The sequence below is a fragment of the Blautia sp. BCRC 81119 genome, from assembly GCF_003184505.1.
GTDB lineage: Bacteria > Bacillota > Clostridia > Lachnospirales > Lachnospiraceae > Blautia_A > Blautia_A fusiformis.
The window spans coordinates 108325-127892 of the sequence record NZ_QJHD01000007.1 but is presented as its reverse complement, the minus strand read 5'-3'; the positions used below and the strand labels follow the sequence as shown (position 1 = coordinate 127892).

The following is a 19568-nucleotide window of genomic DNA, read 5'->3' as shown; positions in this document are numbered from 1 at the left end:
ATACAGTTGGAGCTTTTCTGTAATTATGCTCATTTACACTCAGAAGAGAAAGCTTTTTTTGAAGATTCTTCTGAAGCGTTCTTCTGATGTGGGGTCATATCATCACTGTCCGTCATCAGATATTTCCGGACGGCAAAAAGAATGGCGATACCGATGATCCCGATCAGTGTCTGTACAGGATCGAGATGTTCCACGACCATCTGCCTTGCTGTTGCAAAAAGCAGGACTTCGACAACAGTCTGAGCGGAATGGCGGCAGAGCATTTTTACAAACTCCACACCGACTACAAGGGACAGTGCCTGCGACAGGAAACTGGTAAAAAAGCTGGTGTCCATATCCATGACGGAGGTACCGGCAGTTGTAAGGATCAGTCGGAGTCCGGACAGTGCGATCACGATAATGATCACGATGGATAACACGATCTCTGTGTAACGGGCTGTGTTGTATATCAGTTCATTAAAATGCTTGCGGATATTGTGGTTAACTGCGGTTCTGTCTTTCATGGGAAGTTATCCTTTCTTTTTCGCAGAAGCGGGATGATCGATAAAACGGGTTGCAAAATAGCCGAATACGCAGGTGATGACAACCATACATGGCAAAAACAGCCAGAAGCGCTGCTGGCTCATGGTGTTGAACCATGGAGCATTGGCCTGCAGGATCATAATGATGGGCATATGCCACAGATAGATCCCGTACTGGTTTCGTGCCACGAAATACAGTGGACGCAGAAATCTGAAATCCATTTCCGGCAGGAGGGAGAATCCCACAAGTAGTATACTGAGCAGGACCGCCAGGATGGAATGGGCCGGATAACCGGAGGGAGCAGTGCCATAAAGCCCGTGACTGTGATAATAAAAGATCCATACCAGGATCAGTGCGGCGCTTGCAATAGAAACCGGAAGTCCAAGCTTCAGCCGGTAATCCTGCATACGATCTCCGGTCTGCTTCCAGAAAGCGGCCGCAGCCATTCCCAGCACGAAATTATCCAGCGCAGAGAATACCTGACGCTCGTATACAAAATATACAGAGGTATCTGAAACACCGGAAGCGTGGAGATAACGGACGACTGCGAACCGGCAGATAACAGTGAAAACAATGGACACAATGGAAGCTGCGAGCCAGTTTTTCCGGACAGCCTTATAAAGGAACGGGGCGATCAGATAAAACTGAAAGATCACGCCCATCGTCCACAGCGCACCATTGATGGAACCATGTGTCACCGGGGAAAAGTTTTCCGTAAAAGTATAATACGCCAGGATATGCCGAAGTCCCTCATTGCTGAACATCTGCGTGGACATAAAGATCAGAAGGACCGTGATACATACATAATACTGGGGCATAATGCGGATGCAGCGCTTTTTCATAAAAGCCCGCCAGCCGGGGAGACAGCCTCGCGACTCCGAAGAAGAAAGGGAAAGATAAATCCCATATCCGCTTAACAGGAAAAACAGTGTAACTCCTACTTCACCTCCAAGAGTCAGAAGTGTGTGGATGGCTGTATGCGACTGCCATGGCTGCCCGGACAGAACGTAGCAGTGATACAGCATAATGTAGAGAATCGCCCCCGCACGGAGCAGATCGATATTTTTGATACGCTTCATAAATAAATCCTTTCCTGAAAAAAATAAGTCTGCCCCATGACTGAAACGGGCAGACAGAGATAATTTCAGTATAGCATGAACGTGGGAGATTGGAAAGCTGTCGGAAGGAAAATTTACTATTGCAAAAGCAAACATAAGTTTGTATAATGGAAAATATAAGAAACGAACATATATTCGTAAAAAAGAGGAGCGTGAGAAGTGGTGGACATCGAAGAAAGAACACCCGACAGAAAAGCAATACGAGTACATTGCCCGAGTTGCTCCAACAGCAGATTGTTCGATCTGACAGGTGACTGTTCCGGAATCCTCCGGATCAAATGTCCCAGATGCAGAAAAGAGGTGGAGATACAGCTGGCACATTGCAATGAACAGCAATACAGAAGGCAGATCTTTTATTACAGAACACATAAGAGATAAGAAAACCACATAAAAACTGAGTGAGAAGCCGGCCGGCAACTGTAGATTGCGTAAGAGCCAGACTCAAAGCCAGGAAATACTTCCCTGATTTTAATATCAGGGGTGTTTTCCTGGCTTTTTTCTTGTTAGGGCAAGGCCCTGCTTTGCATTGTGGAGTTTTTCGTTGATCCGAAAAACGGAACTTTGGAAAACATGGCTGATTTATGCTTCTAAAAACTCAAGAATCTCTTGTTTTGTCCAATGATTAAATCCCATCTTCGCCAGGGTCCTTCCAGTTTTCATATAATTTTCATCATTATAATAAGATGCTATTGTTACAAGTGCCTTTGCAATCGGAACATCTACACCGCACAAATCTGCAAGCTCACAAAACGGAACAAACAAATATGGAACATCTTCCGTAATATAACGAGCTTTTGATGTGTTAGGTGCATTTTTTATTTTAGAATGAACACTCGACTCACGATTAAAGTCATAAATACATTTTGCATGCGATGCGTAAAGAACATTATTTGCTTCCAGCTCTGTTCTCAAATGCATATGTAAACTATCTCCAACTGCAAGACGTTCTAAATCCAATGCATCCTCAACTTTTGCGACCGCTGTAGAGCAACAATCCGCATAAAAATTGAACTGACCATCAAAGTTCTCGCACAGACCCATGTTCAAAATTGACAATACCGGATGTGCACCAAAATTGATATTTTCAAAAGCAGCCACAATAGGATTTGATAAAAATTCCGGTCGAATCGGGAATACCTCATTAACCAAATTCATCAATTCTGGAGTTTTCTTACTATTCGGGAATATGCTCATTGGCATAAATTCCTTTACACCCATAATAGCTACAGCACCAGCATGAGCTAAACGCGTTGCCCAAGGCAAGCTAATGGTATCTAAAAATGTGATGTCCATACCCGCTTTCTCTGATTTCTGAAGGCATTTGTTCAAGATTAATCCACCATAATTTCCAGGAACAATAAAGATTTTCATGCCATCTCTTAAATATGGAATCATACTATTGAACATAATTTCCTGCGCAAAGGAAGGACAAACCATCATAAAGATATCTGAAAATTCCATAGCAGCCTTAATATCTGTAGTTGCCAACGCAATTTTTGAGAATCCTGCATTTAACATAGGACATTCATGTAGTTCAGCAACGGCCTCAATTCCCCCTGTTTCATTAACTGCATTAATCTGAGCCGGAAAATTAGGGGAATCATAAATACAGACATCATGCCCCATCTGGCCCAAACTATATGCCATTGCCATTCCGCCATTTCCTGCACCAATCACTGTGATTTTTTTCGTTGTTTTCATAATGCAATAATCTCCTTTTCCTTTTTAATATATTAATATAATTTTATAAAAGCACTGCAATGGTTACGATAGTACTAACAATTGCAATCACAATAAAGAAGAACGGAAGAACTGCCTTTACCCAACGTGGAAAAGGAACTCCTGCAATTGCTAATGCCCCCATGAGAACCGCCTGCGTAGGTGAAATAAGATTCATAGTTTCAGAACCAGCTGCACAAACCATGACTGCAAATTCTTTACCAACACCAAGAAATTCACCTAATGAACCAATAATGGGAATGGTTGCCGTTGCTAATCCTGATGATGATGGAATAAAAAAAGACAAAAATATGTATACAATATATGCAAGAGCTGGGAATACAACTCTGCTAACACCACTCATTAAGATTTCTCCAAAATGAAGAATTGTATCCATAATCAAGCCATCTGTCATAATGACAGATAGACCTTTCGCGCAGCCTAGAGTAATGGCAACTCCCAGAATATTTTGACAGCCTCCAACAAACAGGGAAATCATTTCCTTTTCTTTCATATGAGACATTTTGCCAATAATAACAGCTGCAAGCAGAAAGATTACAGTGAGTTCTTTCATTCCCCAGCCTCCCAAGGGCTGCATGTTTCCAATGAGACGTCCCACTAATGGAATTTGACAAAGATTTTCGTGAATATTATCAAATACGTAAATATTGAATTTACTGCTCCATGGAATGATTGCTAAAATCATTACGATAAAGGAAGAAGCAAACACTGTTAAAATAGCTTTTCTTTGTCTGGTAAATTCAGGAATATCATCGGTACCTAATTTATGAATATGTGATTCTATTTCATCGCGTATATCATAAACAACCGATTTGGTCGGATCTTTACGAACCTTCTCTGCATAATGCATAGTAAAAAGAATAGAAGCGATTACTGTGGCTATATAAATAACAACTCGAATCAGCATACCATCCGCAAGAGAAATTCCGGCAATATCAGAACCTATTCCTACCGAGAAAGGATTGATCAACGCACCAACAATTCCCGCTCCAGATCCAAGGAATAAAACCATACAAGCAGTCACTGCATCATAGCCCATTGCAATAAACATCGGAATAAGAATCGGATAAAATGGAATAGTTTCTTCCGAAAATCCAAACGTTGTTCCACCAATGGATGCGATAAACATTACTATAGGAATCATTAGTTTTTCTCGACCATTTAAACGATTGATCACATACATAAGACCTGCATCAAGTGATCTACTCTTTCCTATAATTCCCAAACATCCACTTAACACGAAGACAAATAAGATAATGTCAATTGCACCACGGAATCCTTGCATTGGTGCAGCCAAAATATCCCAAATTCCCTGTGGATTCGATTCTACCTGCATATAAGTTCCCGCTACCGGAACATTATCCACACGAGTATATTCGCCCGCAGGAATAAGATGTGTTAAAATTGCCAACACGATCGTCAGTATTATCAAAATACAAATTGATGATGGCATTTCAAATTTTTTCTTTCTTACTTTTTGCTCTGAATCTTTCATAGTTCCCTCCCCCAATCTTTTTTGATATTTATGCAGTTTTGCTTGCTGTACTCATAGTATACGATTTGATTTTGTGTCAAATATGATACTATTTCGTTTTTTTTTATTTATATTTTGTTTATTTTTAATAAATTGTGTTAAATTGTGTTTTTTTATGTTTATAAAATAAAAATATGATAAAATATCTACACAAATTAGGAGGGATGAATATGGCAAATATATGTCTAATTGATGATGAAAAAGCATTAAATCAAGTATTAAAAACCTATTTGGAACGCGATGGTCACTCAGTTGCTCCCTATTACTGCATACAAGATATCTATAGGCAAGCAAACTGGTACTCATTGTATGATCTTTATATTATTGACATCATGCTTCCAGATGGTAGTGGCACCGAATTGATGAGAAAGATTAAAGATAAAAATAGGAATATCCCCGTTATCTTGATTTCTGCCCGTGGGGAATGCATTGATCGTGTATTAGGATTTGAAATGGGGTGTGATGATTATTTAGCAAAACCTTTTTTACCAGCAGAACTTTGTTATCGTGTTTCTAATTTGTTAAAAAACAATAATATATCTCTCAAAAAACTTATCAACTTTAATGGGTATAGCCTTGATGAGGCCAAACGAACGATCTGCACTGAGCAACAGCTTCAAATACCTGTTACCAGTAAGGAGTTTGATATTATCCTTTATTTTGTAATGCATCCTTCAGTTGCCATTTCGCGAGATCAGCTTCTTACAGATATTTGGGGTGAAAGTTACTATGGCTATTACCGTGTAGTAGATAATCATATAAAAAATATCCGTAGAAAACTTCCAAAATTTCACTTAGAAACAATCTACGGTTTCGGATACAGGTGCACATTATGATAAGAAAAGAAGCAATCAATCAACGATTTTACAAAAATTTTTTTATTATTTCTGTTATTCTTGCTTTTGCAATTGCTGCTGCCTCTCTCTGCATCATCTACTATTGGTCATTTTACCATTATAATCATATTTTTGAAGATCGCATAATTGATGAAGAAAATCTCAAATATGCCGCAGAAATGGGCATCAAAAACGAATGGCTCTTGGGCGTAAGTACAGATTCTATTGATGTTTTGGAAGCTACATACAACGAAGAGACCAGAGATCATATTTACCAGCAAGCTTTGAACCAACAGGAAATCGAAAAATTTTATCGTGAAAAAATTGATAATAAAGAATTAATTTATTGTATTTCTTTAACGCCAAAAAATGGGGAATTTTTTTATAAATACTCTGTTATCAGAGATCTCTATCATGAAGTATTCCCATATATTGTGGGATCTTTAGCTGCATTTGTTATTTTACTTGTATTTATTTTATATTTTTATTTTCGATTTATTGAAAGACAATTTTCTTCTGAATTGGCAAAACTTCAAGCATATGCACACAAACTGGAAAATCTGGCTTTAAACACTGAACCAGTTAAGCCATGCAATAATAATAATCTTATAGATGCACTTGAAAATAGTTTTTATGAAATGCATATTAAACTTTTAAAAAAAGAACAGTTGCAAAAAAGTTCTCTTCAATATATTTCTCACGAAATGAAATCTCCTATCATGATTATAGAAAGCTATGCCGTTTCAGCTAAAGAAAAAATTTATCCGATAGGAACTTTAGATGATTCTTTAAATATTATACTAGAGCAAACAACCAGAATGAAAGAAAAGGTTTCGTCACTATTACAGTATGTAACGCTTAGTACGAAAGAAATTCAAAAAGAAATTTTTAGTTTGTCTGATATGTTTGATACGATTTTTGCCGATTATCATACACAAATCCACATGGTAAAGTATGTACATTTTCACATCCATCCATATTTAAATATTTTTGCTGACAGGCATAAAATACGGGTAGTTCTGGAAAACATTTTGGAAAATCAGCTTAAATACAAAGATTCTCAAATAGCGATCAGGGCTTACCAAAATCAGAAAGATCAAATTATCATATTATTTTATAACGACGGAGCATCTATCGGCCCCGAGTTAAAAAACCAAATCTTTACGCCATTTGCAAAAGGCTACAATGGCTCCAATGGTCTTGGGCTTTCTATCACTAAAACGATTCTTCTCCAACACCAGGGAGATATAGAACTCTTATCAACACGAAAGGGAACGCTTTTTCGCATAACCATTCCTATGTCAATATCAAGTTGTTGCTCCATTGATTCTGGCAAATCTTAACATTGTTCAAAACACCTGTATCTTTTAAAAGACGTGAATCACATTTCTATGGTTCACGTCTTTTTATCAATTATTTGATCTTAATGCTTGGTTGTCCACTTCGTATCCGTTTTAATATCTTGTACTGCCGTTCTAATTCTGCTTATTCATCCATCTGCAATCTCTTTTGATTGGTATAACCCGAATCCGGACGCTTTTTGATACGTGCATGAAGGCGCACTTTCTTAGATACTGTTAAGGGATCTTTACCGGTAATTCTTCCAATTTCTGAGAAGCTTTTGTTCTCGGTAAGACCTTTCTCGATATTAACACGCTGTTCAAATGTTAAATACTGCATGGCAGGAGATCTTCTGGTAACAGAAAAAGGTGAGGGACGCCGAATCTGGTATTACTATGATTCTGCAGCAAATCCCGTTTCAATGCGAGTGTCAGGAAAAGACTATTTTTACGTAAGAAATCTCCAGAATGATGTCATTGCACTGATTGACGACACCGGAGAGACTGTAGTAGAATACAAGTATAACAGCTGGGGAAAAATCCTGAGCATCACCGGCAGCAAAGCCGGCACCATCGGAAAAACAAACCCGTTCCGCTACAGAGGCTACTACTACGATGAAGAAACCGGAATGTACTATCTGAAGAACCGGTATTATGATCCGGAGATACGGAGATTTATCAGTGCGGATTCGTATATTTCCGGATTTAACAGCACAATGTGCAATGTATTCAGCTATTGTGGAAATAATCCGGTATCTAATAGAGATCCAGAGGGAACTTTCTTTAAAAAGATAGTGCATTTTTTAAAATCTACATGGAAAAAAACGAAGAAAGCGGTTGCTAAGGTATATAATTTTGTAAGGGAAAATGTTGCAACATTTGTTGGAACAGAAAGTTATCAGACCAGTAAAGTAGATGAAGTTTTAGTAGATGGAGTGGTTAAAGTTACTCAGACCATATCGACGCGTAATACTTCTCACAACTCAGAAATGGTAACGGTATATGCAAATCATGTTAATGGTAAGAGTTTTGAATGGGGTTATTCTATGGATGTAGGTGTTGTACACTCAGGCACTTCTATTAGTCAGGGGACATTAACCCAAAGTTTAAGTATAGGAAAAAAGAAAACTATAGGAGGTAGTGTGGGTCTTAACAATAAAGGGTCTCTTATAGTGGCAACAGATTATACAGTTACATCCGATAAAAGTGAAACAACAACTGAAATATCAGTAGAAATTTCATGGATGGTTCTGGCAGCGGCATTAGGGTGCTTACTTATACCTGAATTAATGGTGGCAATGCCTGCCTTTGTAAAATTTATGGCTTAATAATTAGCAAAAAGGCTACTATTCAATTGGATTATAGTAGCCTTTTGAGAAAGGAATCATATGGCGAATCTGATATTGAGCATTTTCGAAAGAGTTATAACAATATTAATGTTTATTGCATTGGCAGTTGCTCTCGTATGCAAGAAAAAAGCTAAAAAGGTACCGCTTTTTATCATCAGACCAATTTTTCTGGTTGGTTTGTTATTTATCATGTTTCAGGCAGTATTTGTGCAGCGAAATTTTACCTCGCTGGATAAAGCGATTCGGGCATATGATGTTAAGGCGAAGCCAATAGCAACCTTGCAGGATGAGAAATCTACATATGTTATCATGGATGAAGATGGATCTATTGAAGGAAGAATTTTTCCAAAAAATGGAAAGAAATGGAAATTGCCGGATTCAGCATTTTTCAGAAAAAGTATGAGCTATCCTTCAGAAGATGCCAATATTGATATGAGATCAATAGAAATACATGGAGCATGGTATATTGTAATACTCCCACATTATCTTATGGGGGAGAATTCTATAGATGAGGTTCACGATTCGGCTGGAACAGAATTTTTAAAAACGGAATATGAGAATATAACGGTATATTATGGATATCTGAAAACGAAACCAGATGATTACTGGATTTCTGTAGATGGAGATAAAGTAGCGATCAATCTGTGAAGCGTCAAGATTGTAGGAAAAGGAGAACATAAAAATGAATATTTCACTGTCTAACTGGTGGTCGTGGGGAATCTTATTGCTGTTGCTCATGATAGTGGCAGTTGTGGATTCCAGGAAAAGAATCCCACGAAAAATATCCATATTTATACTGGTTCCGGTTTTGTCTGTGGTCATCATATTTATGATGTCCGAAAATAACAAAGAGGCTGAACAAAGTTTCCATACACTTGAGGAAGCAGTAACAGCCTATGATGATCGGTCAGATGTCGTGGCGACATTGCGAGGAAAAACTTCAGCATTGGTTATTATGGATGATGGAGATGTGATGGACTCACAGATTTTTGAAAAAACAGAAAGCGGCTGGAAACTTCCGGAAGATTCAGAGTTTCAGGACACAAAGCGTTTTACAGGAGACAGGATTATAGTCGACGTATCTACCGTAGCAGTTGATGGGGAATGGTATGTTGTGGTGTCACCATATCCGGGAATAAAATCTCCCATAACGAATGTATACGATTCGGAAGGAACAGAATTTTCCGAAGCAAAAGGAAGCGAAAACGTTTACTATGGATATCTGAAAAAATACCCAGAGGACTACTGGGTTTCTGCAAATGGACAGAAGATGGTTCCAATCGGGTTTTTGAAGGATTGGGTCAGAACTGGATGGAAAATAATAAGTAGTCATTAAAATAATAGATATCATAAAACAAAAGATTATTGGATTTCTATAAATGGGGAGAAGATATCGCTTGAGTGAAAAAACAAAACGTTTTTTTCTAATAACATTACTTCTGACACCAGCTTGCTACCAGATCATGCCGGAGATCAGAATGGCATTAGTATTGGCGGCAATGGGAGAAGCTGTATTATCGGCAGATAGAATTTGGGCAAGAAATGAAAGGTTTCCTTTTGCAAATTTATATGATGACAGGAATCCTCTGTATGTACGAAAAATGATGAAGAAGAGGAAATGGCTTTCTGGGATAAATGGATATTTTGTAGTACAGATTTTGCTTTTGAGTTATGTTCTTCTGATGACAGCAGGGTTCATTTCTGATCATATAATACATAGAAGATATCAGGAAATCAGACTGGAATTTTTCTGGATTTACTGGGGAATAATAATGAGTCTTGGTGTAGTGGAGGCATATTATATCCATATTTATAAGAAAAGTTTCTGCTATCCGAGAAATAAAAAAGGTATCTGGATGCCATTCAGCTTTATCGGATATGAAATGCAGGGACTGGCAGGAAGGATACTGCCTGATCCAACAGAAGAAACGGAGAAAAATTAGCCTCTGGTGTTTGAAGAATGTCTTTTTAAAAGTGGATATGCTAAAAAAGCAAATTATATATTAAAAGAGAATGACCAAATCTGTTTTTATCAGAAAAGAAAAAATCAACAGGTAAACTTATGGGCGATCATTGATATAGCAGATATGGAGAAAATGCATATCCAGCTTCTGAATGATGCATTTGAGATTTTCTGGTGTAATGAGCTGACCAGAGAAGAAAAAAAGAAAGATGTACGTTTTACCTTTGTGATCCAGACTGAGAGAATCAATGATGCTATAAGCAGGATTTTTTATGATGGATCAGGAACACGAATGTATAAACATCGAAGTCGTATGGCTGTTTTGTATGAGAAAAAACATGACATCATAAAAATAAAATGTACGGACCGTAAGTCCAGATATAAAAATATTTACAGAGAAATGAGAGAAGAACTGAAGCGGGTGATCGGAAGACGTGATATAGATCTGTAGACTGTATGCAAAGGTGATGTGAAAAAGGTATGTTGATCAAAGTGATAGAACCAATTGTATATCTGGTAATTATTATTAATCTGGTGATCGCTATTTCTTATAAAAGAAAATCAAAAAAGACACCAGTTAAGGTTGTCGCACCAATTGTTATATTAGGAATCGGACTCTTTGTTTGCGATACAGTGTATACTCACCGAAGTTTCAGTTCTGTGGAGAAAGCCGTGGAAGCATATGGTGATAATGCTGAGATCATCCGTATTCTGCAGGGAGAAAATTCTACATATGTTATCATGGATAACGAAGGAACAGTAGAGGGGAAGATTTTTCCGGAAAGTTCTGGGAAATGGAAATTGCCGGATTCTATATTTTATGGTACAGGCAGAGAGTATCAAGATGTAAAGATAAATATCGATATGTCAACGATAGAAATTAATGGGGAATGGTATGTACTGGTAGTACCGAATGATGATAATTATGTAATAGCCGATGTGAAGGATTCTGTGGGAACAAAATTTCTGGAAGCAGAAAATAACAAAAATGAAAAGATATGTTATGGATACATGGAACACAAACCGAAAGATTACTGGATTTCTGTAAATGGAGAGAAGATATCACTTGATTAAAAGAATATGTATTAGAAAAGAAAGAGGCAATTATACAGAGAAATGATCGACATGTTGAGCAAATCAATTTATTTATGCGTATATGCCCTGGTATTTGGAGGATTACTGAAATCTTTTTATTTCTATTTGGCGCCGGTCGGTGTAATGGAAATTTTGGCGGTTCTGGTAAGCCTGATGATCTCAAATATTCTATTTATTCCTACGGTTATTATACCGTCAAGATGGAAAACCCCTTATAATGTGCCGGATAGTTATAACTGTCAGAATCCATTTTATGTACACGGTATGTTAAATGACAAAAAGGAATCGAAATATGCTCTTCCTATCAGGAAAAACGGAAAGTTAAAAAGTTTTTTGTTTTTGCGAAAAATAATGATTCTGTGGCTGGGAGTGTATTTTACATATCTGGGGATGCAGTATGTAAATCCAGGTATAAATAGTACAGTGATAGAAATCCTTCTGAATATCTCGCTGGCTTTTATGATCATGGCAAGATCATGCATGTGGATATTTTATGTGAAATTTTATAAAAAGAATTATAAATACCCAACAGATAAAGAAGGAAATTGGGCGCCATTCAGTTTTCTGTGCCAGAATATCAATATGTATTATGAAAATCCGGTGTGTTACAGGGATTTACAGATACATTCTGATGTAATGGAAAAAGATTTTGGAATTTATCAATATATAAATACGTATAAAGCTCCTCGAAATGGAAAAACTTTTTTCTACAGATATGACAAAACAGATGAGATACATATTTTGGCATATGTAAAAACAGATTTGTTTCAGGAAGCGGATATCGGAAAATTAAATAAAGCTTTTGTAGAATTTTGGAAACAGTATATTACAACGAAAGAGGAAAAAAAGGAAATATATTTTTCCTTTGTGCTGGAAGTAGAAGATGATAATCGTGTTCTGAAGAGCATTGTACGGAATAATTCAGGGATAATGATGTATAAAAGACGATACCGTCTTGGAGCGGTATATAACCGTTATTATAATCGCTTGGAAATCCTTCCGTTATATAGATATTCGAGATGTAAAAAACAATATGAGAAAATGAAAAAAGATCTGTTGGATTGTCTGGGAATATCGGATGTTGTACAGGCCTGATGACTAGGGGGGATCATAATAAACCGAAAAAGAAAAAATAATATACTTGGAAAAATTTTGTTATTTTGTATTTTATTTTTGTCATATCGTTGGATTTTTGAAGATGATAGATTCACATTTGGAGTAGCCTTTTGGGGATATTTGGCATTGACTGGATGGGTATTCAGATGTGGCGAAACACCGGATCAGGATATTTCTTCGGAAAGTGTAGATGAAAATCCTCTATATGTTTATGGGATGATGAGAAAAAATCGAAAATGGCTTTCCGGAATCAGAGGGTGTTTTCTGTTTCAAATGTTGCTTTTGACAGATGTTTTTTTTGCAGCAGTATATTCCTGTTGGAAATGTTGGACGAATAGCAGTGGGAATGATGCGATTGAAAAAGCGTTATTACCACTGTATATTTTAATGACAGCGGGGTATGTTCAATTTTGAAGCATAGTGCTAGGATTCATGCAAGAAGCTACAGGTATATAGAGAATAAAAAAGAAATCTGGATGCCATTCAGTTTTATTTGTTACAAATATGAGAAGTTAATAGATATCAAAATAACTTTTCCAGAAGAGGTCGAAGAACGAAACGTTGTATTTGAAAAAGGGCTTTTACATAACCAGTACCAAAAAAAGTCAGAATATGAACTGGACGAAAAAGGAAAAGTAAGTTTTTTCAAGAAAAATAGAAATAATCAGGTGAATATCTGGGCGCTTATAGATATTACAGATATGGATAGAAATGATGTTTTGTTGTTAAATGATAAATTTGCAGAGTTCTGGATCAATGAGATGAGCAGAGAAGAAAAAAAGAAGGATATTCGTTTTACATTTGTAATCCAGGTAGATGAAATGAATGATTATCTGCAGGAAATTTTTTATGAAAGCCAGGGAATCTTTATGGATAAGCACAGAAGCCGGCTGCCTGTATTATATATACGCAAACACGATATCCTGAAAGTAAAATGGGCTGATAATGATTCAAAATATATAAGTATCAATAAGGAAATGAGAAAAGAGTTAAAGAAAATATATGATGATTCGGAGATAGAATCCATTAATAGCTGAAGAAAGGAATCATATGGCGAATCTGATATCCTTAGGTGCTGGGTAGTTCACTCGGCCACAACCGAGTCAGTCATGACCGAATAAAAAATATGTACATATCTACTCCTCAAACCTGCAAAGCGCCTTCTGCTGTGCTCCATAAATGGAGTGATTTCCGTTGATCAGATAAGCGAGGATGCATACCAGGATGAGGGGAAGGGTATTTCGGTTGCCGAAGACTTCCAGGCCGATAAGGATCGGGGCGATGAGGGTATTGGTGGCGCTGCCGAATACTGCGGCGTAGCCAAGTGCCCCGCAGATAATGGGAGGGATCCCGAGGATGGAACCTAGGACGACTCCAAGGGAAGCGCCGATGGAGAACAGTGGTGTCACTTCGCCGCCTTGAAAACCGATGGCAAGTGTAAATACAGTAAACAGAAGCTTCAGAATCCAGTCATATCCGTAGATCGTTTCTCCGGCAAAGGAAGCGGAGATGAGATTGGTTCCAAGACCTGTGTAGCGTCCGCCATAGCTCACAAACAGCAGAGCTGCCAGTGGAATGGCCATGACACCGATGCGGATCAGCGGATTTGAAATTTTTTCCCCGAATAATTTCTTTGCTTCCTGAAGAAGTACGGAAAAGCATCGTCCGGCAAGACCAAAGGCAAGTCCGAGAGCAATGAGAGAGATCATGCTTCGGAGATTGGTCACAGTCCAGGTGTCCTGGATATCCACAGCAAATTTTTCCAGTCCCAGGAAATGAGAGGTGAAGGAGGCTGTATATGCGGCAATAAGTGCCGGCAGCAGCGCATCGTACTCAAGATATCCGGCAACGATCACCTCCATGGCAAAAAATACAGCGGCCAGTGGCGTCTGGAACAGACCGCCAAAACCGGCAGCCATACCGGTGATCAGCATGACAGGCTTATTTTCCCGGATATGCAGCCTGCGTCCGGCCTCGTGGGAGAGTGTAGCACCGATCTGCACGGCAACACCTTCACGGCCGGCACTTCCTCCGAAGAGATGAGTGATCCAGGTGCCGAGCATTACCAGAGGGACAAGGGCCAGAGGAATCTGGTCTCTTTTTTTCTGCCCGGTTTCGAAGATCAGGGACATGCCCTTTAAGCTTAAGGTGCTGAAATGATGATACATCCATACAATAAGAAGTCCGGCCAGAGGCAGGAAGGGCAGCAGGCAGCGCCAGTGTGCAGTGCGAAAAGCAGAGATCGCCAGCAGGCCCCGGCCGAAGATAGTATCTACGATCCCGACGCAGATTCCCACGACCACTGCAAGGACAGCATATTTCAGCTGCAGGATCTGATGTTCTTTTTGGATAGTTTCTTTTGTCATAGTAACTCCTTTCAATCTCCCGGATCTTAAAAATCCATCAAAAAAAGCTGGTAACCCCGTGCATTGCACAGAAGTCATCAGCTCATTGGCGGTTTCGATAAAAATCGGGGGAGAACTTCATTCCCTTTCTGCCTGAGAGTATAGCATCCGAGGCTGATATCGTCAATAGTCAGACGGAAATCCGGAGTATCTTATTTGTTACAGGTGTGCTATGATTAAACAAATCGGCAGGTTACGGTTGAAGCAGTAAAGCGTAATATGCTGCGACTAAGACCTGCACATATGAGAATGTAAAAATAACGGAGGAGACATCATGGAAGAACCAAGAATTGACAAAACAGTCTATACAGGAAGACCGGAGAACACCGAGGGCCGTCTGGAGAAGGAAATCGCAGTGTACGATTTTCTGGATAGTTTTGGGATTGAATATAAAAGAGCAGATCATGAAGCACTGATGACCATGGAGGCCTGCGAGGCAGTGGATCAGCTTCTGGGGGCGCAGATATGCAAAAATCTTTTTCTCTGCAACCGACAGAAAACGGATTTCTATCTGCTGCTGATGCCGGGAGAGAAGCCGTTTAAAACAAAATTTCTGTCCAAACAGATCGGAACAGCCAGACTTTCCTTTGCAGACGGAGAGCAGATGGAGGAATATCTGAACATTACCCCGGGGTCCTTAAGTCTGATGGGACTGATCTTTGATAAAGAAAAGAAGGTACACCTGGTGATCGATAAAGAAGTCCTGGATGAAGAATATTTCGGATGCCATCCGTGTATCAATACTTCCACTCTGTTGATGAAGACCAGTGATGTAAAAGAAAAAATCCTGCCGGCGCTGGGCCACGAATATCAGGTGGTCGAGCTGCCGACAGAATAGAAAATCAACGTATGGGTGTAAAGTCCTTTTTGTTGGACTCTGCTATGATGTAATGGGGGCGCTGCTTGACCTCCATATAGGTTTTGGCTATGTATTGTCCCATGATACCCAGGCAGAAAAGCTGCAGGCCGCCGATGAAGATGATGACACAGATGGTGGAAGCCCAGCCTGGGACCGGATCATCGAAGATCAGCTTTCGGACGATGATGGCTACCAGGACCAGAAAGGAAAAACCGGTCATGGTCGTTCCGAACCAGGAGGCGATGGTCAGCGGTACCTGAGAAAAATTGATGATGCCGCTGACGGCGTATTTAAACAGCTTCCAGAAGTTCCATTTGGTCTCACCGGCTACGCGTTCGATATTTTTGTAGGGGAGCCAGCAGGTGCGGAAACCGATCCAGCCGAAGATTCCCTTGGAGAAGCGGTTGTACTCACTCATGGAGACGATGGCATCCACCATACTGCGCTTCATCAGACGGAAGTCTCTGGCGCCGTCCACAATATCTGCATCCGAGATCTTATTGATCAGCTGATAAAATTTCCGGGCAAAAAAGCTCCGGATAGGTGGCTCTCCGTCACGGCTGACACGTCTGGTGGCAACGCTGTCATATTCTCCGGATTCCAGCTTCTCCAGCATTTCCGGGAGAAGGGACGGCGGATCCTGAAGATCAGCGTCCATTACTGCTACATAATCGCCGCCGGCATTGCAGAAGCCTGCATACATGGCAGCTTCCTTTCCGAAGTTTCTGGAAAAAGAAAGATAGATCACATGAGGATCCTTTTCGGAAAGCTCTTTTAAAATCTCAAGGGTTCTGTCTCTGGAACCGTCATTCACAAAGATCAGTTCATAATCACAGTTCATTTGCCTGAGGACAGAAGTGGCTTCCGGGTAAAAAAGCGGAAGGGATTCTTCCTCATTGAAGCATGGTATAATTAAAGAAATCATTTTTGGCCTCGTTTTCCAGATCATAAAAAATGATCATTTTGGCGGATATCTGTAGTCCGCCCTGGTTTCAGGTTGCTTTTGGATGGGTACTATCATATCATATTTGTCCGGAATCGGCTATAAAACAGGGGATTTTTTTCTTGCACCGCTGTTTTTTTGTGATAAACTGTAAAAAAGACAGAAAAAAAGATAAACAAGAGGTGTGATATGCTGGAAAAATTTAACAGCTTTATGGAGAAATGGATGGCTTTTGTGACGCCGGCCTGTCTGCTTACGGGGGTACTGTTTCCGGATATTGCAAAGCATGGCGTGCCCTATGTGACGTATGCTTTTGCATTTATGACCTTTATCGGTGCGCTGAAATCCAGGTTCCGTGATGTAGCAGATGTGTTTAAGCGGCCGCTTCCGCTGATCCTGATGCTGCTGATCCTTCATGTGCTGGGACCGGTGGCCGCCTGCGGTCTGGGACATCTTCTGTTCCCGGGCAATATGAATTATATCACAGGAATGGTGCTGGAATTTTCCGTACCTGCAGCGGTGATCAGTCTGATGTGGGTATCCATTTATAATGGAAACAGTCCACTGTCACTTTCGCTGGTTGTGATCGATACGATCCTGGCTCCCTTTCTGATCCCGGCAGTATTGAAGCTCCTGGTGGGCTCCAGCGTAAAAATGGATACTGTGGGAATGATGAAGGAGCTGGTTTTCATGATCGCTCTGCCGGCAGTCCTTGCCATGTGCCTTAATGAAGTCAGCCATGGAAAGGTTATGGAGACCTGGCCGAAAAAGCTGGCGCCTTTTTCAAAAATGTGCCTGATCTTTGTGGTAACCTCTAACTCCTCCAAGGTTTCTCCTTATATGAAGCATCTTAATGGAGAACGGCTGGAGGTAGCAGCAGCGATCCTGGTCCTGGCAGCAGGGGGATATGCCATTGGCTGGATCATTGCCATTCTTACAAGGCAGAATAAAGCGGCAACGGTTTCCATGATCTATGGTTCCGGAATGCGGAACATCAGCGCCGGTGCGGTGATCGCGGGAGCGTATTTTCCGGCGGAAACATTATTTCCGGTTATGATCGGAACGTTATTTCAGCAGATCCTGGCGGCTTTTTACGGAAGTATGATGCGCCGGATCCAGACCGGACAGCAGGAAAGGGAGAAGGAGCATGGAGTTTCAGCATGAATTGATCATTCCCAATGAAGGATTTCCTTTTAAGCTTTTTCTTTTTGAAGGAAGAAACGGAAATTATGTAAGGGAAAAACACTGGCATACTTCGATCGAGATCTTTGCGGTGATGGAGGGGAGCCTTTATTTCTATATCGATGAGAAAGAGTATCCTCTGAAGGCAGGGGAGTTTCTGATCATTAATTCCAATGAAGTACATTCTATTCAGGCGCCAGTACGTAATGAGACCATCGTACTGCAGATCCCGCTGAAGCAGTTTTCGGATTATTTTACCGCTCAGAGATTTATCCGTTTTCGGAGCAGAAACGAAGAGTCTGAGGAAACAGACAGGCGGATGGTTTCTCTGATCCGGGAGATGTATCGGGTGTACGTATCCGGGGAAACGGGGTACGAATTCCGTATCAGGGCAGTGTTCTATGAAGTCCTTTATCTTATGGTTTCTGCATACAGGGAAACAGAGGTGGAGGAGAATGCGCTGAAGATCAGCCGCAGATTGGATGCTTTGTCAAAAATAACCACTTATATGCGGGAGCATTACAAGGAGGATCTCAGGCTTTCCGGACTTGCAGCCATGTTCGGATATTCCGATGCATATCTGTCAAGAATGTTCCGGAAATATGCGAAGGTCAATTTTAAGACATATTTACAGGATATCCGCATGGCATACGCCTATAAGGAGCTTTTGCATACAGATCATACCATCAGCTCTATCGCACTTGACAACGGGTTTGCAAGCAGCAGGGCTTTTTCCAGGGAATTTGTAAAGCGTTACGGGATCCTGCCGGGAAGAGTGGAGCGTCAGAATCATAAAAATGTCAAAAAAGTGCTATGAATGAGTCAAGAAAAGCGGCGAAAAGCATACCATGATGTGGTATGCTTTTTTCAGTTCAAAACGAAGATACAGAGAAGCTGTGAAACAGTAATTTTGTAAGGAGGGTTAAATCGTGAAAATTCAGAAAGTAACAGATCCGGCTTTCCGCAGATACGGAAAGGTTCTGGAGGGATACAATTTCGGTCCGCTTCTGAAGGAGATGAAGCATACACCGGTTCCGGAGGATGTGGTATATGTTCCGTCAGCAGAGGAGCTGGAAGCTCTCGATGTGGAAAAAGAGCTGAAAAACAGAGCGTTTGGTGGATTACCTGTCCAGATCGGATATTGCAATGGTCACAATAAAAAGCTGAATGCCCTGGAATATCATCGGAATTCCGAGATCAATGTAGCAGTGACAGATCTTGTACTGCTTATCGGACATCAGCAGGATATAGAAGAGGATCTTACATACGATACCTCAAAGGTGGAGGCATTTCTGGTACCGGCAGGAACCGGGATCGAGGTTTATGCCACAACGCTCCACTATGCACCGTGTCATGTGAATGAGAGTGGATTTCAGTGTGTAGTTGTTCTTCCAAGAGGAACCAACACAGAGATTGATTTTCCGATGTCAGAGGACGGAGAGGACGGTCTGATGACAGCCAGAAATAAATGGCTTATCGCTCATGAGGATGCGAAGATCGAAGGCGCATTCAATGGATTGAAGGGTGAAAATATCACACTTGACTGATTTTGGGTGAAGTGAATAG

General features: G+C 40.2%; 23 protein-coding genes and 1 riboswitch. Of the genes, 16 read left to right on the top strand and 7 right to left on the bottom strand.

Annotated features, from left to right (window positions below):
- Positions 1-29: 29 nt before the first annotated feature.
- Positions 30-503, bottom strand: coding sequence for a transporter (locus DMI82_RS06270; protein ID WP_110102843.1), 474 nt, complete (start codon positions 501-503; stop codon positions 30-32).
- A 6-nt stretch (positions 504-509) separates the two neighbouring features.
- Positions 510-1601 (bottom strand): acyltransferase family protein, encoded by a 1092-nt coding sequence (locus tag DMI82_RS06265; RefSeq protein WP_110102842.1) that lies wholly within the window; start codon positions 1599-1601, stop codon positions 510-512.
- Between the two features lie 201 nt (positions 1602-1802).
- Between DMI82_RS06265 and DMI82_RS06260 the strand changes: the two genes are divergently transcribed.
- The gene (locus tag DMI82_RS06260; protein WP_146207142.1) at positions 1803-2018 is read left to right on the top strand and encodes a hypothetical protein; all 216 of its coding nucleotides are present in this window, start codon (positions 1803-1805) and stop codon (positions 2016-2018) included.
- Positions 2019-2219: 201 nt separating this feature from the next.
- On the opposite strand, the gene DMI82_RS06255 is transcribed toward DMI82_RS06260, so the two are convergent.
- Entirely contained in the window at positions 2220-3341 is a 1122-nt protein-coding gene (locus DMI82_RS06255) for an NAD/NADP-dependent octopine/nopaline dehydrogenase family protein (RefSeq protein ID WP_110102840.1), read from the bottom strand.
- Between the two features lie 43 nt (positions 3342-3384).
- The gene (locus DMI82_RS06250; RefSeq protein ID WP_110102839.1) at positions 3385-4875 is read right to left on the bottom strand and encodes a YfcC family protein; all 1491 of its coding nucleotides are present in this window, start codon (positions 4873-4875) and stop codon (positions 3385-3387) included.
- Positions 4876-5084: 209 nt separating this feature from the next.
- Here DMI82_RS06250 and DMI82_RS06245 point away from each other — a divergent pair, with 209 nt between their 5' ends.
- Both DMI82_RS06245 and DMI82_RS06240 read left to right on the top strand, forming a co-directional pair.
- On the top strand, positions 5085-5750 hold the full coding sequence (locus tag DMI82_RS06245; protein WP_158293301.1) for a response regulator transcription factor: 666 nt from the start codon (positions 5085-5087) through the stop codon (positions 5748-5750).
- Entirely contained in the window at positions 5747-7093 is a 1347-nt protein-coding gene (locus DMI82_RS06240) for a sensor histidine kinase (protein ID WP_110102837.1), read from the top strand. Before DMI82_RS06245 ends, DMI82_RS06240 begins: the two co-directional genes overlap by 4 nt.
- A 142-nt stretch (positions 7094-7235) precedes the next feature.
- On the opposite strand, the gene DMI82_RS06235 is transcribed toward DMI82_RS06240, so the two are convergent.
- Positions 7236-7430: a helix-turn-helix domain-containing protein gene (locus DMI82_RS06235; protein ID WP_110102836.1), complete on the bottom strand. Its 195-nt coding sequence runs from the start codon at positions 7428-7430 to the stop codon at positions 7236-7238.
- Between DMI82_RS06235 and DMI82_RS06230 the strand changes: the two genes are divergently transcribed.
- The 9 genes from DMI82_RS06230 (at position 7429) to DMI82_RS06190 (ending at position 13650) form a co-directional block, all read left to right on the top strand.
- Positions 7429-8418, top strand: a complete 990-nt coding sequence (locus DMI82_RS06230) for an RHS repeat-associated core domain-containing protein (protein WP_110102835.1) — start codon at positions 7429-7431, stop codon at positions 8416-8418. The genes DMI82_RS06235 and DMI82_RS06230 overlap by 2 nt on opposite strands.
- A 108-nt stretch (positions 8419-8526) precedes the next feature.
- Positions 8527-9087: a hypothetical protein gene (locus DMI82_RS06225; RefSeq protein WP_110102834.1), complete on the top strand. Its 561-nt coding sequence runs from the start codon at positions 8527-8529 to the stop codon at positions 9085-9087.
- A 34-nt stretch (positions 9088-9121) separates the two neighbouring features.
- Positions 9122-9775: a hypothetical protein gene (locus tag DMI82_RS06220; protein ID WP_110102833.1), complete on the top strand. Its 654-nt coding sequence runs from the start codon at positions 9122-9124 to the stop codon at positions 9773-9775.
- A 142-nt stretch (positions 9776-9917) separates the two neighbouring features.
- On the top strand, positions 9918-10382 hold the full coding sequence (locus DMI82_RS06215) for a hypothetical protein (RefSeq protein ID WP_146207141.1): 465 nt from the start codon (positions 9918-9920) through the stop codon (positions 10380-10382).
- Positions 10383-10526: 144 nt separating this feature from the next.
- A complete protein-coding gene (locus DMI82_RS06210; protein WP_146207140.1) occupies positions 10527-10853 on the top strand; it encodes a hypothetical protein in 327 nt (108 codons plus the stop codon).
- A gap of 29 nt (positions 10854-10882) precedes the next feature.
- A complete protein-coding gene (locus DMI82_RS06205) occupies positions 10883-11476 on the top strand; it encodes a hypothetical protein (RefSeq protein WP_110102830.1) in 594 nt (197 codons plus the stop codon).
- 762 nt (positions 11477-12238) lie between these two features.
- Positions 12239-12592 (top strand): hypothetical protein, encoded by a 354-nt coding sequence (locus tag DMI82_RS19635; RefSeq protein ID WP_129976250.1) that lies wholly within the window; start codon positions 12239-12241, stop codon positions 12590-12592.
- Positions 12593-12649: 57 nt separating this feature from the next.
- On the top strand, positions 12650-13027 hold the full coding sequence (locus tag DMI82_RS06195; protein WP_146207139.1) for a hypothetical protein: 378 nt from the start codon (positions 12650-12652) through the stop codon (positions 13025-13027).
- A gap of 62 nt (positions 13028-13089) precedes the next feature.
- On the top strand, positions 13090-13650 hold the full coding sequence (locus DMI82_RS06190; protein WP_110102827.1) for a hypothetical protein: 561 nt from the start codon (positions 13090-13092) through the stop codon (positions 13648-13650).
- Positions 13651-13749: 99 nt separating this feature from the next.
- On the opposite strand, the gene DMI82_RS06185 is transcribed toward DMI82_RS06190, so the two are convergent.
- Positions 13750-14979, bottom strand: coding sequence for a chloride channel protein (locus DMI82_RS06185; RefSeq protein WP_178016050.1), 1230 nt, complete (start codon positions 14977-14979; stop codon positions 13750-13752).
- A gap of 61 nt (positions 14980-15040) precedes the next feature.
- A riboswitch (Fluoride riboswitch) is annotated at positions 15041-15113 on the bottom strand.
- 179 nt (positions 15114-15292) lie between these two features.
- Here DMI82_RS06185 and DMI82_RS06180 point away from each other — a divergent pair.
- On the top strand, positions 15293-15856 hold the full coding sequence (locus DMI82_RS06180; RefSeq protein WP_110102826.1) for a prolyl-tRNA synthetase associated domain-containing protein: 564 nt from the start codon (positions 15293-15295) through the stop codon (positions 15854-15856).
- A 4-nt stretch (positions 15857-15860) separates the two neighbouring features.
- Here DMI82_RS06180 and DMI82_RS06175 read toward each other — a convergent pair whose 3' ends face one another.
- Positions 15861-16802 (bottom strand): glycosyltransferase family 2 protein, encoded by a 942-nt coding sequence (locus tag DMI82_RS06175; protein WP_015527465.1) that lies wholly within the window; start codon positions 16800-16802, stop codon positions 15861-15863.
- A 207-nt stretch (positions 16803-17009) separates the two neighbouring features.
- Here DMI82_RS06175 and DMI82_RS06170 point away from each other — a divergent pair, with 207 nt between their 5' ends.
- The 3 genes from DMI82_RS06170 to DMI82_RS06160 all read left to right on the top strand — a co-directional run bounded on the left by DMI82_RS06170 (position 17010) and on the right by DMI82_RS06160 (position 19549).
- Positions 17010-17984: a bile acid:sodium symporter family protein gene (locus tag DMI82_RS06170; protein ID WP_110102825.1), complete on the top strand. Its 975-nt coding sequence runs from the start codon at positions 17010-17012 to the stop codon at positions 17982-17984.
- Positions 17968-18819: an AraC family transcriptional regulator gene (locus DMI82_RS06165; RefSeq protein WP_015527463.1), complete on the top strand. Its 852-nt coding sequence runs from the start codon at positions 17968-17970 to the stop codon at positions 18817-18819. Before DMI82_RS06170 ends, DMI82_RS06165 begins: the two co-directional genes overlap by 17 nt.
- 112 nt (positions 18820-18931) lie before the next feature.
- A complete protein-coding gene (locus tag DMI82_RS06160; protein ID WP_110102824.1) occupies positions 18932-19549 on the top strand; it encodes a DUF4867 family protein in 618 nt (205 codons plus the stop codon).
- The last annotated feature ends 19 nt before the right edge of the window (positions 19550-19568 follow it).

Excerpts from the sequence above, each read along its gene's own strand:
- DMI82_RS06270 (WP_110102843.1), bottom strand. The coding sequence starts at position 503 with ATGAAAGACAGAACCGCAGTTAACCACAATATCCGCAAGCATTTTAAT.
- DMI82_RS06265 (WP_110102842.1), bottom strand. The coding sequence starts at position 1,601 with ATGAAGCGTATCAAAAATATCGATCTGCTCCGTGCGGGGGCGATTCTC.
- DMI82_RS06255 (WP_110102840.1), bottom strand. The coding sequence starts at position 3,341 with ATGAAAACAACGAAAAAAATCACAGTGATTGGTGCAGGAAATGGCGGA.
- DMI82_RS06250 (WP_110102839.1), bottom strand. The coding sequence starts at position 4,875 with ATGAAAGATTCAGAGCAAAAAGTAAGAAAGAAAAAATTTGAAATGCCA.
- DMI82_RS06245 (WP_158293301.1), top strand. The coding sequence starts at position 5,085 with ATGGCAAATATATGTCTAATTGATGATGAAAAAGCATTAAATCAAGTA.
- DMI82_RS06240 (WP_110102837.1), top strand. The coding sequence starts at position 5,747 with ATGATAAGAAAAGAAGCAATCAATCAACGATTTTACAAAAATTTTTTT.
- DMI82_RS06230 (WP_110102835.1), top strand. The coding sequence starts at position 7,429 with ATGGCAGGAGATCTTCTGGTAACAGAAAAAGGTGAGGGACGCCGAATC.
- DMI82_RS06235 (WP_110102836.1), bottom strand. The coding sequence starts at position 7,430 with ATGCAGTATTTAACATTTGAACAGCGTGTTAATATCGAGAAAGGTCTT.
- DMI82_RS06225 (WP_110102834.1), top strand. The coding sequence starts at position 8,527 with ATGTTTATTGCATTGGCAGTTGCTCTCGTATGCAAGAAAAAAGCTAAA.
- DMI82_RS06220 (WP_110102833.1), top strand. The coding sequence starts at position 9,122 with ATGAATATTTCACTGTCTAACTGGTGGTCGTGGGGAATCTTATTGCTG.
- DMI82_RS06215 (WP_146207141.1), top strand. The coding sequence starts at position 9,918 with ATGGCATTAGTATTGGCGGCAATGGGAGAAGCTGTATTATCGGCAGAT.
- DMI82_RS06210 (WP_146207140.1), top strand. The coding sequence starts at position 10,527 with ATGGAGAAAATGCATATCCAGCTTCTGAATGATGCATTTGAGATTTTC.
- DMI82_RS06205 (WP_110102830.1), top strand. The coding sequence starts at position 10,883 with ATGTTGATCAAAGTGATAGAACCAATTGTATATCTGGTAATTATTATT.
- DMI82_RS06190 (WP_110102827.1), top strand. The coding sequence starts at position 13,090 with ATGCCATTCAGTTTTATTTGTTACAAATATGAGAAGTTAATAGATATC.
- DMI82_RS06185 (WP_178016050.1), bottom strand. The coding sequence starts at position 14,979 with ATGACAAAAGAAACTATCCAAAAAGAACATCAGATCCTGCAGCTGAAA.
- DMI82_RS06180 (WP_110102826.1), top strand. The coding sequence starts at position 15,293 with ATGGAAGAACCAAGAATTGACAAAACAGTCTATACAGGAAGACCGGAG.
- DMI82_RS06175 (WP_015527465.1), bottom strand. The coding sequence starts at position 16,802 with ATGATTTCTTTAATTATACCATGCTTCAATGAGGAAGAATCCCTTCCG.
- DMI82_RS06170 (WP_110102825.1), top strand. The coding sequence starts at position 17,010 with ATGCTGGAAAAATTTAACAGCTTTATGGAGAAATGGATGGCTTTTGTG.
- DMI82_RS06165 (WP_015527463.1), top strand. The coding sequence starts at position 17,968 with ATGGAGTTTCAGCATGAATTGATCATTCCCAATGAAGGATTTCCTTTT.